This window comes from Caballeronia sp. dw_19 (assembly GCF_018449515.1).
Lineage (GTDB): Bacteria > Pseudomonadota > Gammaproteobacteria > Burkholderiales > Burkholderiaceae > Caballeronia.
Genome location: NZ_JAAVUQ010000004.1, coordinates 208,743 through 222,001, shown reverse-complemented (window position 1 = coordinate 222,001; position 13,259 = coordinate 208,743). Strand labels below are relative to the sequence as shown.

Genomic DNA, 13,259 nt, shown 5'->3' with positions numbered 1-13,259 from the left:
TCAGTGGACTCCTGCGGTGAAGGACGGAGCAGGGCCGCGGGTAATAGTAGCGGCCGTTGCGAGGATCTTGCAGTCGTCGTGGCGCCATGCCACGGCGGTTGCACTGCCGAGTGACGGAAGATCGTGGTGCTGCGTATTCGGGACTTTGACGATGATGCTGTCGCCATGACCAAGCTCCCCGAGTTTCAAGTGAACGCGGTGGTGATCGCCGCAATACACGAGTTCTTCCACGCGCGCGCTCACCAGGTTGGTGTCCGCGGCGTTCTGCGCAGCGTCAGCAGACGCTATGTGCGCGCGCTCCGGGCGCAGCGCCAGCATCGCTTCCTCGCCGTTCCGTAGACCCCGCCCGCAGCGGCCGCGAATGACCGTGCCACCCGGCAGTTCCAGCGTCGCCCAGCTTGTGTCCTGTTCGAGCACCCGGCCCGTCAAGCCGTTGTTCTCGCCAACAAAATTCGCCACGAACGCGTTGTGCGCGTTTTCATAGAGTTCCGTAGGGGTCGCTGCCTGCTGGATGCGGCCATCGGAGAACACGGCTACCCGGTCTGACATGGTCAACGCTTCCGCCTGGTCATGCGTCACATACACCACCGTCAATCCCAACTCGCGATGCAGCCGCATGATTTCGTATTGCATGGTTTCGCGCAGCCGCTTGTCCAGTGCGCCCAGGGGTTCGTCCATGAGCACCACGCTCGGCTCGAACACGAGCGCGCGGGCGAGGGCGACACGCTGCTGCTGTCCGCCGGACAACTGCGACGGCCGGCGGGAAGCCAGTTGCGGCAACTCGACCATCTCCAGCGCCCGTTTCACGCGCGCCTTTTGTTCTGCCTTGCCAATGCCTCGTACCGATAACGGAAACGCAATGTTCTGCTCGATCGTGAGGTGCGGGAAGAGCGCGTAGTTCTGAAACACCATGCCGATGTCGCGCTGATGTGGCGGTTTATCGTCGAGGCGTTTTCCATTCAGGCGGATCTCTCCCTGAGTTGCCGATTCGAAACCGGCAAGCATCATTAACGTGGTCGTCTTTCCAGAACCGGACGGTCCGAGCAGCGAGACGAATTCGCCTTTCGCTACGTCGAGATCGAGTCCCTCCACGACGTAATGAACGCCGTCATACGTCTTGCTCACGCCCGCGAAGGAGATGAAGGAGTGGGTTGACATCGTGTCCTGGGCTCCGGGTTTCAGATCGGTGTTGCGTTGCATGTCTTGCAGCGTGCTTCGTGCTTCGTGCGTCAGGCAAGCTGCTGCGCGAGATAACGCGCGAAGTCGTAGTTCGGCCGTTCGAGGTGACTGAGATGGCCGGGTTTTGCAAGCGGCGCCTGCACGCCACGGAACACGGCTTGCACGCCTCGCCGGTCTTCCTCGTTGACTGCGTCCAGCAACTCTTTCAGCGATGCCATGTATTGCCCAGCCAACGGATCCGCGATGAACTCAGGCGCCAGCCCGCCGCCGAAGCGAATATGAACGCGGCCCGTTCCCAGCGGCTGCAGCACGAGGTACCAGAAATAACCCGGCGTCAGCGTGACAAGATGAGTCGGGTAGATCGCGAGCAGCGCGGTCGTTTTGCGCCAATGGCCTTGAAGGCGCTGGTTATCCGGATGCGCCTGGCCGATGGGCAGCGACGCTTCCTTGGTGATCCAGTGGTAATTGAACGCATCACTGCCGGGTGGGCATTCCATCTCGTCCAGACGCGAATGCGGCCCGACCGTTGCCCGATGCAGCATGGGCAGGTGATAACTCTCCATGAAGTTTTCGGCCAGGATTTTCCAGTTCGTATGCCAGACGTGCTCTTCGTAGAATGTTTCCTTGTAATCGGCCATACCGTAGTCGGCGATCAGATCCGTGAGGCCGGCAAGTTTCTCTGCGACCGGCTGTGCATTCGCGTCGAGCGTGACGTAGATCCAGCCTTGCCAGGCTTCGCACCGCACTGCGGGCAATAGGTAGTTTTCCTTACAAAATCCGCTTTGGCGCTCCATCATGGGGGCGCCGTGGAGCTTGCCATCGAGCGTGTAGTTCCACGCGTGGTACGGACATACGATGCGCCGGGTGTTGCCGCGCCCTTCGAGCAGCACTGACATCCTATGCAGGCACACGTTGGAAAACGCCTTCAACTCCAGGTGCTCGTCGCGCAGGACGACGATCGGCTGACCGTCGATATCGGCCGTGAGATAGTCGCCCGCTCCGCCAAGCGCACTCGCCCGGCCGACACACAGCCATTCACGACGAAAAATACGTTCTTGTTCCAGCGCCAGGAAATCAGGCGAGGTGTAGACCGCGGGCGGCATTGAGCGTGCATCGCTGAACGGGCGTTCGCAGTTGGCCTGCAACTGGCGGACGATGTCCAGGCCAGCGCCGGATGTGTTCGACGTTGTCATCGAGGATGCCGTTGCAGAACCCATCGCGCCTCCTTTCCCATTCAGTGACCATTCAGTGAATGTGGCAACCCGTTCAATCGTGGCTACGGGTTGCTCGCTGCATGGACATCAATCTATCAAGTCAAATTACCAGCCAAAATATTGTTTTTGCATGTAGAACCAAGCTTTTTCCTATCTAGCCGGGTTTCTTCAATCCGTGCCTACCCGTGCATTTCCGTCCATTCAGCTGCCATGCTGGCGCTTGATTTCCGCTTCGCAGAACGCAGCGAAATGCTGGACGACTTGCCGGAGTTTCATGCTTCTGGATTGGGCGATACCCAGCGTGGTCGCGTTCACTTCGTCCTTGAACTGCTTGATCACGAAGTCTTCGCCATCCACGGTGCGGCTTGATTTGAGCGGGAAGTTGAGGATGCTGTAGCCCAGGCCGTTCGCCACCATGCCGCGGACAACTTCAGGCTGTGACGACTTGAACGCCGCAATCGGCCGGTCACCGACGGCGTCGAAGAGTCCGGCGAAGTATTCGCGGCTGTGCGGCAGGTCGAGCATGACGTAAGGCTCGTCGCGCAGGTCGGCCAGCGCGACGCTGCGCGCGCGTGCCAGCCTATGTGTCCGGGGCAGGATCACATAGGGCGGCAATGACAGCAGCGGCGTGAACGCGATGTCGTCGGTCAGGTCGAGGTTGTAAGTAAGCGCTATATCCAGGGAACCATCGTGCAGGCCCCGCAGCAAATCCTCCTGATGTGCTTCGAGCGTACGGAACGCAATGCCCGCGTGATCGGCGAGGAAGCGGCTCATCATCGCGGGCATGAGCGGCGGTGCGAGCGAGACGAGGCAGCCGAGCGTGATGGCGCCGGACATGCCGCCGTCCATTTCCTTGGCGGCCGTCTGCAGCTCCTCCGCGTTCTTGAGCAGGTCGCGTGCGCGCCCGAGCATGTCCCGGCCCGCCTGCGTCAGGGATAACCCGCTCGCGTGATGACGAATAAAAAGCTGGACCCCGAACGACACCTCCAGGTCCGCCAGCGCGGTGGAGATGGACGGCTGCGAGATATGCAGCAGCTTGGCCGCGGCCGTGAACGACAAGACTTCCGCCGTGACGACGAAGTACCTCAGTTGACGCAGCGAATAGCGTAATTGCGCAGGTTCCATGATCCGCCCCGTGGTCTTTTCTAGCGCTTATTGTGCGTGGACATAAATGGGCTTGCATAGGCAAAAGCGATGATTTGCATTTTTGAAATATGTTTTTCGGATGCGTCGCCCGAGCGTAGATTTTGCGAAAGGCTAGCGGACACGCGAGGGGGACGACATGCAACGAGACAACAGTTCAACGGAAGGTGAAGGCAAGGTCAGGGACGTAGACGCCTTGCGCGCTGCGTTCCTGGATTCCATGGCGTCGAACTCCACCTCGGTTCACGTGGTGACGACCGGCAGCGGCGACCAGCGCTTCGGCGTCACGGTCAGCGCCTGCAGTTCAGTGTGCGCAGATCCGCCCACGCTGCTGGTCTGCATCAACACGCGCAGCCCGGCGAATGCGGCGGTAGCGGCCAACGGCGTGTTCGCGGTGAACCTGCTGAACGTAGCGCAACGCGGTATAGCGGATACGTTCGCCGGGCGCTCGTCGACGGCCAAGCCCTTCGACTTTTCCTGTTGCACGAATACGGCCGGCACGCTGGGTGTGCCGCTTATCGACGGCGCGGTGGCCGCGCTTGAATGCCGCGTGGTGGCGCAGCAGGTGATTGGCACGCACACGGTGTTTTTCGGCGAAGTGGCGGCTGTCACCCGCGCGCCGGTGACGCACATGCCCTTGCTCTACTGCAAGCGCGACTACGGCCAGTTCCTGGCGTTTTAAACGATTCCGTTCTAGACGATCCAGACAGGCCGGCATGCACCCATTTCCGAACGACATTCCCAACGGACCGAGGCACAGTAAATGATCAGAACCGGCGAGCAGTATCGCGATTCCATTCGTGACGGACGGCAAGTCTGGATCAACGGCGAACGCGTGAACGACGTGACCACGCACCCCATGTTCAAGCCTATCGTCGATATCCGTGCGCGTATCTATGACATGGCGAACGAGAAAGCGACGCAGGGCGTCATGAGCTATGTCGAAGAAACCACCGGTGAGCGCAACGCCATCGGCCTGAAGCTGCCGTACACGCAGCAGGACTGGCACGACAAGCGGCTGGCGGTGGATACCGTGCTCGACGACGTGGGAGGTATTGCAACGCGGGTGGGCGATGAAACCATCGGCGAGATGTGGTCGCTGTATGACGGCAAGGATGTGCTCAACGAAGTGGACCCGCGTTTTGCGGAAAATATTGAGCGCCACATTCATCGGACGCTGCACGAGGACCCGTTCCATGTGTCCGCGAACACGGACCCGAAGGGCGATCGTTCGAAGCCGCCTCAGGAGCAGGACCCCGACATGCTGTTGCATGTGGTGAAAGAAACCGATGCCGGCATCGTGGTGCGCGGCGCCAAGTATGAAACGGCCGCCGCGTATGCGAACCAGGCCTTCGTCAAGCCGACCATCGCCAACTGGGGTGATGCGAAACTGTCCGACTATGCGGTTGGTTTCATCGTCAACATGTCTGCGCCGGGGCTCAAGTTCATCTGCCGTACGGGCTTCGCGGGCCGCGCGAATCCGGAGGACTATCCGCTCTCCAACCGCTGCGATGAAATCGATACATTGCTGATCTTCGACAACGTCCTGATCCCGTGGGAGGACGTGCTGTTTTATCAGCACACGAAGGCGGCCACGTTCATTCGCGCCACGCTGCATCGCTATAGCGCGTTTGCGTTCGTCCAGCGCAACCTGCGTCTGGCCGACCTGATGATCGGCACGGCGCTGTTCAATGCGCGTCAGACCGGGCTCGAAAAGCAGCAGGCCGTGCAGGAAAAACTGTCGACCCTCGCGGTGTACAGAGAGACTATCAATGCGCATTTGACTGCGTCTATTGCATGCGGCGAGCGTAGTCCTGCGGGGCTGATGATGCCCAACCAGTCGCTGCTTTATACAGGGCGCGTGCAAGCATGTTCGCGGCTTCACGAGATGATGCATCTTGCCCGCGAGTTGTGCGGCGGCCAGATTTGCGTGACGCCGGACGCGGCCTCATTTGCGAATCCCGAGATCAGCGACTGGCTCGACAAGTATTACACCGTCAATGAAAACTGGGTCTCCGACGACCGCCGCAAGCTGCTTGCATTCGCCCGCGACTTGCTGAATTCCGACTACGCCGGACATCGGCTGACGTTCCAGTTGTTTGCCCAGTCGCCGCCGTTCGCGCATCTGGGCGCCGTGTTCCGCAATTTCGATTTCGACAGTACGCTCGGCTACGTGAAGAAGGCTGCGAATCTGTCGGACCGTGTTGTTCAATCCAGCGCAGAGCCTCGGCTCAAGCGCGTAGTGTGAGGTGTCCATGAGCCATACCCGTATCCGCAAATTCAATACGCGCGAGACCTACCCCGAGCAGAAACTGGACAATGACCTGTGCCAGGCGGTGGTCGCGAACGGCACGGTTTACCTGCGCGGCCAGATTGGCCAGGACCTGGATACGCGCGAATCGGTGGGTGTAGGCGACATCGCCGCGCAGGCCGAAAAAGCCATGGCGAACATTGCGATGCTGCTGGACGAAGCTGGCAGCAAGCTCGAGGATATCTGCAAGATCACGATCTATCTCGTCGATATCCGTTATCGCGAGGCAGTCTATACGGTGGTGGGAAAGTGGTTGAAGGGCGTGTATCCGGTCTCTACCGGGCTCGTGATTTCAGCGCTCGCGCGGCCCGAGTGGCTGGTGGAGATCGACGTGATCGCCGTCATTCCGAATAGTTGAACGGAGTCTTCTCATGACCTTTTCACTGGCTGGTCGATGCGAACGTACAGGCATGGTCGGCGGCATTGTGTGCAGTTCGAGCATTGCGGTCCCCAGCCGTTGCTTGTGGGCCAGCCCGCACGGCGTGGTGCTGAGCCAGAACGTGACCGATCCGCGTCTTGGCGTGCTTGGCCTGAATTTGCTGGCGCAGGGATTCGGTGCGCAGAGCACCTTGCGGCAGTTGCAGGACGCACGGCCCTACGCCGAGTGGCGACAGCTCGCGGTACTGGATGCAGACGGTTCGCGAGACGCGGTGACCGGGGCAAAAGGGCTCGGCATTATCGCGACGAAGGCGGGGCGCGACTGCATCGCGGCGGGGAATCTGCTTGCACACGATGGTATCCCGGCCGCCATGGTCGAAGCCTTCGAAGCGTCTCATGCAAGCTCGCTTGCCGAGCGGTTGATCTTCTCGCTGGAAGCGGGCGCGGCGGCGGGCGGTGAGGCGGGACCCGTGCATTCAGCGGGATTTTGCGTATACGGGCGGGACGTCTGGCCGCTTGCGGAGTTGCGGGTGGACTGGTCCGATGAACCCATCGCCGACTTGCGCGCGCTCTGGCAGCGCTACGAACCGCAAATGAACGACTATGCGACGCGCGCGAAACGCCCCGAGCAAGCGCCGTCGTATGGCGTACCCGGAGACCTTTAGCTCATGACGCACGCCTTGCTGGATAGCACGCTTGATCTGCTGGATTCCCTGATCGCATTCGATACCCGCAGTTCGGAATCGAATCTCGCGTTGATCGATTTCATCCAGCAGTACCTAAAGCGGCACGATGTGGAGTCGTCCCTTGTATTCGATGAAACCGGGCGCAAGGCGAATCTCTACGCGACCATTGGTCCCAAGGACCGGGCGGGACTCTGCTTGTCCGGTCATACCGATGTAGTTCCCGCCGATGGCCAGCCGTGGACCGTTCCGCCGTTCGAAATGAAGCGTGGCAGCGATCGTGTGTTTGGCCGTGGCACGGCGGACATGAAGGGGTTTATTGCGGCTGTGCTCGCGAGCGTGCCGCATTTTGTGCGAGCGTGTCGGGAGGTGCCAATCCATCTCGCATTCAGTTACGACGAAGAGGTTGGATGCCGGGGCGTACGCGGCCTCTTGCGTGAACTGGCGGCTGCGCCGGTGAAGCCACTGGCATGCATTATTGGAGAACCGACCAGCATGCAGGTCGCGGTCGCGCACAAGGGCAAGAAGGCGTACCGATGCTGCGTGAAAGGGCTGGCCGGGCATTCGGCATTGACGCACCTTGGTGTCAACGCGGTGGATTTTGCGGCGGAGCTGGTGACGTTCCTGCGCCGCACGCAACGGGACCTACGCACCCACGCGGCGCTTGATCACGACTTTGACCCTCCCTACACGACGGTTCATACGGGACGCCTGAACGGCGGCATCGCGTTGAACGTAATACCGGATCACGCCGAGGTGGAGTTCGAGATTCGCAATCTGCCCGGTGACAGCGCGGACGTTATCGTGGAATCGATCACCCGTTATGCGGATAACGAAATCGTGGGCGCCATGCGCGAGACGTTTGCGGGCAGTGGTATCGACTGGCAGCAACTGGTCGACTATCCGGCGCTTTCCGACCAGGCCGCTGCTAGCTGGTTGCGGGAATTGGCGTGTGCCGCGGCTGAACGGGAAGACGTGCGAACGCTCGCGTTTGGTACCGAAGGCGGGCTGTTTCAATCGATCGGCATTCCAACCGTGGTGTGTGGCCCAGGTTCGATCGAACAAGGACACAAAGCCGATGAGTATGTTGAACTCGACCAGTTATCGAAATGCCTGAGTTTTCTCGGCAAGCTTTCCATGAACCTGCCCGCTGCTTTGCCGGCCGATCGCTCTTAGGTGCTTGCCTGCGCGGCTTAGGGCGGTGCTTTGGTCGTTGGAGGGGGCGGTGCCAAGTTTGGGGTTTGGGGTTTGCGGTCGGGGTCTATGCCGGGTTGGTGCTTTCGGCCGTGGTGGTCTGCGAGAGTCGGATTTTCTCTTTATCACTGTTAGCCACTGTGCGTGGCGGCACGTCATTTCTTTGTCCAAAGCGACAAAGAAACGAAGCAAAGAAAACGCTTTCAACCACGCTACCCTAAGTGTCCACAGCGTGCAGTTTCTATTCATAGGTGCCCCAAAAGCACGGTGCTCGCCAGAGCGAAGGATGTGTGAACCCCTCCTTCTCGCGAATCCTGACATGAACACGCTTCGCCCCGTACGCTCTCGGGCAAGCACCATTGCCAAGGAACCCGCGCGGCCTCACGCGTACCGCCGACCGTGGTTTGTGATGGGTTAGCAGCCTGGTTCGTACGGCCATATTCGTGGATCACAGCTTGGTGCCTAGCAGCTCGATGCGTGTTCAGTGCTTCAGTTTTTGGTGAGCTGACCGCGTGCTTACGCGGTTATTTTCGTCGGTTACGGCCTTACGCATTGTTGGGGCCTTGTTACTTGGCGGGTTGGCTACGAGGTTCGGCATGCATACAAATTTGGCGGGAGGTCGTCCGCGGATAGCGCGGGGTGCTCCTTGGGCAGGTTCAATCACTGGTGGCGAAGCGTGTGGGTATCCGTGTTCGGAGAAGGAGGGTTTCACACATCCTCCGCTCTGGCGAGCACCGTGCTTTTGGGGCACCTATGAATGAAAACTGCACGCTGTGGACACTTAGGGTAGCGTGGTTGAAAGCGTTTTCTTTGCTTCGTTTCTTTGTCGCTTTGGACAAAGAAATGACGTGCCGCCACGCACAGTGGCTAATAGTGATAAAGAGAAAATTCGACTCTCGCAGACCACTAACGCTGAAAGCACCACCCCTGACCCCTGGTCGCCAGCAGGCCTCATCCACCCCCGGTGCGAACGAAAACCAATGGGCTCGTTGAACGTTGTACAAACCATTGCTATTCTCAATTACGCAGACGCTAAGGGTCTTTAACCAGTTAGTACGCTTGATCCGTTAGGATTTGCTGAGAAATTTCCAGTGACCCGGGCGAGGAGAGCAATCCTTTGGCGTCAAAAACGGAGCTAAAAAGGTTCAGGTCGAACCTGGCCGACGAACTCGACAGTGCGGCGCTTTACGAAACGCTGGCGAACGTCGAGCAAGATGGTTCGAAGAAGGCCATTTATGCGGAACTCGCTGCGTCGGAGTTCACGCACGCGCAAGTGTGGCGCGAGAAACTTCGGGCGAACGGCGTCAAGGTCCGATCGCATCAGTACAGCGCCAAGACCCGGGTCATGCGGGCGCTCGTGCGAGTCTTCGGCCCGGATTTCGTGTTGCGCACGGTTGCCGCAGCCGAATACGCAGACAGAGATAAATACGCGGGGCAGCCGGACGCCGCGCAGATGGCCGAGGAAGAACATCGGCACGCGGACATGGTGCAAAGCGTGGCGAATCACAAGCGCCCGCAGAGGTCGAAAGGCGCGGAGATTGCCGAGGCGGAGTCGTGGCACAAGGGCGTCTCGTCCGGCAATGATCTGAGGGCGGCCGTCCTTGGTGCGAACGACGGGTTGGTATCGAATTTTTGTCTGATCATGGGGGTAGCAGGCGCGGGGATCAACAACAAGACCATCTTGCTGACAGCTTTCGCCGGCCTGATTGCGGGCGCGTGCTCCATGGCGCTGGGCGAGTGGTTATCCGTGACCAATGCGCGGGAACTCGCACGCACCCAGATTGCGAAAGAAGCGGATGAGCTTGAACACACGCCTGACGCCGAGCGGCACGAACTCGCACTGATTTACCAAGCGAAGGGCCTCGATGGTAACGAGGCCAAACGTGTTGCCGCCCAGATCATGCGAGACAAGGACAAGGCGCTCGACACGCTGACACGTGAAGAGCTCGGCCTTGATCCCGCCGAGTTGGGCGGGAATCCCTGGTCTGCTGCAGGCGTTTCGTTTTGCTTGTTTTCGATCGGCGCAATTTTTCCGGCGATGCCTTTCCTGTGGACCAGCGGCCTCGCGGCAATCATGCAGTGCGTTGCATTAAGTGCGCTTGCACTTGCTGCGATCGGCGTGTTCACATCGCTTTTCAATGGACGTGGTGCGGCGTTTTCGGCGATGAGACAAATCGTAATTGGATGTATTGCCGCAAGCTTTACATTTTGCGTAGGCCATTTGCTTGGCGTGTCGATATCCTGACACGGGTGGTTTCGCCTGGGCCCCATGTCACTTCAACCAACGCGGCCTTCGCGTGCGTTTCGCTTTCCCGCTGTTTTCAGCCAAGCCGGGAAAGCCGCTCAAGCGGTGACTTCACCCGCGCAACGACCCGCCTAGTTATACCCAAGTATCGCAATGGCTGTAATGTCGGCACGATCGGACACGTTGCAGGCGAGTACGGTCATGGGTGCCTGAAGCATCGACACATACGAGGAGCATTGCTTTTCGGTTTTGGCTGCGGCCTTGGATACCTTGCTACGGCTTCCTGCAAGCGACGAGGTCAAGGCACTGAGATGATTGAACGTCTTCATGTTGAACACCACTTCGTTTAGTTATCGGCGAAAACAACGGCGTGACCCGGTAGACGTATGCGCCTCCTGATAGCGCAATCCCGAGACTAAACACCGGTCAGCCGCAGTTTGTGTTCTTCCAGTAGGCGCCAACCGCCAGGTTCAGGACATTGGTAGTGTTACCAATACAGCCGCACAGGCCCTTGCCGGGTGGGCCTGCGTCGCGTTAAGCGTATGTTTAGGGCAACAGTATCGCGGCCTCGCAAGCGCTAGCGCGATTGGTCGACGTTCGATAGTTCGATAGGGACGACGAACGCCAGGGGCTCAGCATCCCGGGTTTAGCCGGAATCGGATTTTCATGGCCGGGGCTAAGGTTGCACGGGTCACCGCCCGAGGTTCGGCTGGTGGTATCGGCGGATATTGCCTTGTGCCCCGTAAAGGCGGATACGTTACAGGAATGACCACGTGAACAGCGATGCGGTATCACGCGCGATGCATACGTGGTGTGTTGCTTGTCCGAAGATGTTGCCGCCCCGCTAAGCGCGGCGTGGAAGCGAAACCCGCGTTGCGTCGAATGGCTCCGCGTGATCTCACGGCGGAATCGCCGTGGCGCACCGGCTTTTATTCCGCCAGCGGACGGCCCGACGTCGCCTCAGGTTCTTCGCCAAATCCTGCTGTCTCGGTCTCGCCCTCATCCACTGCCTTACCGTCCTGCGTCGCACCTTCAAGACCGAGCTGCTGCCGTGCTTTCTCCCAATACTCGTCTGCGCGTCCATCGGGACTACCGTCTTGTTCCCAAAGATAGAACGCAAGCGTGCGAATCTGCTCTTCCGACATTTGGACGTCCATAGTCTGCCCCGTAAAAAAGAGTACCCGATCCGAAAAACGTCGGTCAACGCAACGCGTGACCGTGCCAAGCTCGGTTGAGCTTAATGACGTTTGCAGCAATTTTCGTGACACCCGAAAACTTGGGTCGAGCGCGGGTGATGGCCAGCGGCGACACTCGGCGGGTAGTATTGAAATACTTGGCGAACCGTACGCGGCGGTAAAAACCGCAATGAACGTATGAGAGGCGAATTGCAGAAGTGAATTGCTAAAGGAGGAAGTGAACTGGCGTAAAGCGTCCGCGCCCCGCCAGAAAATGCATCACTTCCGCCCGCTTCACCAAGCGCCGATACGTTCCTGTCGTACATTCGAAAATACCGGTATCAATCGCTTCGCTACCTTGGATCACGCGTTGCACGCCGAGACTTAAATCGGCGTTGTGCCGGCCAAGCCGGCGGTGCCCCAATCCTCGAGATTTTTCAGGCTGACGCTCTGCTCGATTTGCCGAACCTTTACGTGGACCTTATTGATTCGTTATTCGTGATGTCAGACCGCAGTATCCCGCTTTACTGTTCGCTCGATCTTCCCCAGTCGCACGACGGTCACGCCGGGGCGCAATTGCCGCAGCGACGGCATCACCAGCATGCAGTCGTCGTAAGGCGTGTGGATCGGCTTGCCATTCGACCAGCCGATCAAGCTGCCCGCTTCGGGGAAAATTTCCAGGCCCGTATAAGGCTCGGCGAAGCGAAAATCCATGCTCTCCGCCACAACCGGTTGCGTCACGCGTACAACGTGCATGGTCGGCGGCAGGGGGCTCAGCCAGTCGCCGGGTAAGTCTTCACTATCGACCACGCCGGAGAGCAGCAGGAAGCGCGCGGTGGTATCGCGCGCGACCGTGACGGCGCTGCGTTCCCAGTGCTGTCCGCATTCGATCAACAACGCGTTCTTCGGGCTGCCGGCATCGCCGAAACCCTCGTAATCGCGCATCCGGCGGCCTTCGGGATGACCTTCATCGCAGATCACCGTGGCCGGCGTGCCCAGTCGCAACGACAATTCGATGCCCTTGTCCAGCGGACCCGCGACAATCAGCGGCTTGCTGCGTTCATGCATTGAATGGAGGTCGAGCAGGGCATCCACGGTATCGATGACCGGACGCATCTCGCGAGCCCGTGCAAGCTCGCTGGACGTACGCGATGTGTCGTCGAGCACCTTGCTGGTCCATACGCGATTGAAGTCCTGATCGACGAAACGGGCGGCATCGGGCTTCGAAGGATCGAAGCTTGCATACGCCTCGACGTTCGCGAACGAGAGCGTCAGGCGGCCGCGCCGTGGCCGCAATTTCAAGCGCAGCAATGCATCGACCACAATCGCGCCGCACACCTCGTTACCGTGCGTCAGCGCGTTGATCATCACGTGCGGTCCGGGCAAGCCGGAGTCGAACGTGTGCACATACGGAATGCCCGATTCGGACTCTGCATGCACCGAGATATCGGGGAACGTGACCTCGATCGGATAATGTTCAGTTGGCGTGCTCATGCGAGATTCCCCTGGCAGAGGTACTTGATGGAAAGGTAGTCGTCGAGGCCGTACTTCGACCCTTCGCGGCCATAGCCCGATTCTTTCACGCCGCCAAAGGGCGCTGCTTCGCTGGACAATGCGCGAGCGGCGGCGTTGGTGGCTGCGCGCCATTGGCCATCGATGAAATTGTCCGGGCGGATCAACTCCTTCAGTTCGAACTGGCGTGTCATAAGTCCATGCTCCTGATTTAAGCCAACTCAT

General features: G+C 59.5%; 12 protein-coding genes and 2 pseudogenes. 6 read left to right on the top strand and 8 right to left on the bottom strand.

Annotated elements, in window-relative coordinates:
- The 3 genes from HB376_RS07730 to HB376_RS07720 all read right to left on the bottom strand — a co-directional run bounded on the left by HB376_RS07730 (position 1) and on the right by HB376_RS07720 (position 3,518).
- The gene (locus HB376_RS07730) at positions 1-1,158 is read right to left on the bottom strand and encodes an ABC transporter ATP-binding protein (protein ID WP_213762831.1); all 1,158 of its coding nucleotides are present in this window, start codon (positions 1,156-1,158) and stop codon (positions 1-3) included.
- A 71-nt stretch (positions 1,159-1,229) separates the two neighbouring features.
- Positions 1,230-2,372, bottom strand: a complete 1,143-nt coding sequence (locus tag HB376_RS07725; RefSeq protein WP_213762830.1) for an SRPBCC family protein — start codon at positions 2,370-2,372, stop codon at positions 1,230-1,232.
- 222 nt (positions 2,373-2,594) lie between these two features.
- Complete coding sequence (locus tag HB376_RS07720) at positions 2,595-3,518, bottom strand: LysR family transcriptional regulator (RefSeq protein WP_213762829.1); 924 nt, start codon at positions 3,516-3,518, stop codon at positions 2,595-2,597.
- Between the two features lie 157 nt (positions 3,519-3,675).
- On the opposite strand from HB376_RS07720, the gene HB376_RS07715 reads away from it, so the two are divergent.
- The 6 genes from HB376_RS07715 to HB376_RS07690 all read left to right on the top strand — a co-directional run bounded on the left by HB376_RS07715 (position 3,676) and on the right by HB376_RS07690 (position 10,347).
- Complete coding sequence (locus HB376_RS07715) at positions 3,676-4,218, top strand: flavin reductase family protein (RefSeq protein WP_213762828.1); 543 nt, start codon at positions 3,676-3,678, stop codon at positions 4,216-4,218.
- Positions 4,219-4,299: 81 nt separating this feature from the next.
- Positions 4,300-5,784 (top strand): 4-hydroxyphenylacetate 3-hydroxylase family protein, encoded by a 1,485-nt coding sequence (locus HB376_RS07710; protein WP_213762827.1) that lies wholly within the window; start codon positions 4,300-4,302, stop codon positions 5,782-5,784.
- A gap of 7 nt (positions 5,785-5,791) precedes the next feature.
- A complete protein-coding gene (locus HB376_RS07705; RefSeq protein WP_213762826.1) occupies positions 5,792-6,205 on the top strand; it encodes a RidA family protein in 414 nt (137 codons plus the stop codon).
- 13 nt (positions 6,206-6,218) lie between these two features.
- Complete coding sequence (locus tag HB376_RS07700; protein ID WP_213762825.1) at positions 6,219-6,890, top strand: DUF1028 domain-containing protein; 672 nt, start codon at positions 6,219-6,221, stop codon at positions 6,888-6,890.
- Between the two features lie 3 nt (positions 6,891-6,893).
- The gene (argE, locus tag HB376_RS07695; protein ID WP_213762824.1) at positions 6,894-8,084 is read left to right on the top strand and encodes an acetylornithine deacetylase; all 1,191 of its coding nucleotides are present in this window, start codon (positions 6,894-6,896) and stop codon (positions 8,082-8,084) included.
- A 1,135-nt stretch (positions 8,085-9,219) separates the two neighbouring features.
- Complete coding sequence (locus tag HB376_RS07690; RefSeq protein WP_213762823.1) at positions 9,220-10,347, top strand: VIT1/CCC1 transporter family protein; 1,128 nt, start codon at positions 9,220-9,222, stop codon at positions 10,345-10,347.
- Between the two features lie 131 nt (positions 10,348-10,478).
- Here HB376_RS07690 and HB376_RS07685 read toward each other — a convergent pair whose 3' ends face one another.
- The 5 genes and pseudogenes from HB376_RS07685 to HB376_RS07670 form a co-directional block, all read right to left on the bottom strand.
- Positions 10,479-10,676 (bottom strand): hypothetical protein, encoded by a 198-nt coding sequence (locus HB376_RS07685; protein WP_213762822.1) that lies wholly within the window; start codon positions 10,674-10,676, stop codon positions 10,479-10,481.
- A gap of 600 nt (positions 10,677-11,276) precedes the next feature.
- Positions 11,277-11,504 carry a DUF2934 domain-containing protein gene (locus tag HB376_RS07680; RefSeq protein ID WP_213762821.1) on the bottom strand — a complete coding sequence of 76 codons (228 nt, stop codon included), beginning with the start codon at positions 11,502-11,504 and terminating at the stop codon, positions 11,277-11,279.
- Between the two features lie 262 nt (positions 11,505-11,766).
- Positions 11,767-12,011, bottom strand: a pseudogene (locus HB376_RS41685) (hypothetical protein); the annotation flags it as partial.
- Positions 12,012-12,026: 15 nt separating this feature from the next.
- A complete protein-coding gene (locus HB376_RS07675) occupies positions 12,027-13,016 on the bottom strand; it encodes a succinylglutamate desuccinylase/aspartoacylase family protein (RefSeq protein WP_213762820.1) in 990 nt (329 codons plus the stop codon).
- A pseudogene (locus tag HB376_RS07670) lies at positions 13,013-13,138 on the bottom strand (aldehyde dehydrogenase family protein); the annotation flags it as partial. The gene HB376_RS07675 and the pseudogene HB376_RS07670, both read right to left, overlap by 4 nt.
- Positions 13,139-13,259: the final 121 nt, after the last annotated feature.

Excerpts from the sequence above, each read along its gene's own strand:
- argE (WP_213762824.1), top strand. The coding sequence starts at position 6,894 with ATGACGCACGCCTTGCTGGATAGCACGCTTGATCTGCTGGATTCCCTG.
- HB376_RS07700 (WP_213762825.1), top strand. The coding sequence starts at position 6,219 with ATGACCTTTTCACTGGCTGGTCGATGCGAACGTACAGGCATGGTCGGC.
- HB376_RS07705 (WP_213762826.1), top strand. The coding sequence starts at position 5,792 with ATGAGCCATACCCGTATCCGCAAATTCAATACGCGCGAGACCTACCCC.
- HB376_RS07685 (WP_213762822.1), bottom strand. The coding sequence starts at position 10,676 with ATGAAGACGTTCAATCATCTCAGTGCCTTGACCTCGTCGCTTGCAGGA.
- HB376_RS07710 (WP_213762827.1), top strand. The coding sequence starts at position 4,300 with ATGATCAGAACCGGCGAGCAGTATCGCGATTCCATTCGTGACGGACGG.
- HB376_RS07720 (WP_213762829.1), bottom strand. The coding sequence starts at position 3,518 with ATGGAACCTGCGCAATTACGCTATTCGCTGCGTCAACTGAGGTACTTC.
- HB376_RS07730 (WP_213762831.1), bottom strand. The coding sequence starts at position 1,158 with ATGTCAACCCACTCCTTCATCTCCTTCGCGGGCGTGAGCAAGACGTAT.
- HB376_RS07725 (WP_213762830.1), bottom strand. The coding sequence starts at position 2,372 with ATGACAACGTCGAACACATCCGGCGCTGGCCTGGACATCGTCCGCCAG.
- HB376_RS07715 (WP_213762828.1), top strand. The coding sequence starts at position 3,676 with ATGCAACGAGACAACAGTTCAACGGAAGGTGAAGGCAAGGTCAGGGAC.
- HB376_RS07680 (WP_213762821.1), bottom strand. The coding sequence starts at position 11,504 with ATGGACGTCCAAATGTCGGAAGAGCAGATTCGCACGCTTGCGTTCTAT.
- HB376_RS07675 (WP_213762820.1), bottom strand. The coding sequence starts at position 13,016 with ATGAGCACGCCAACTGAACATTATCCGATCGAGGTCACGTTCCCCGAT.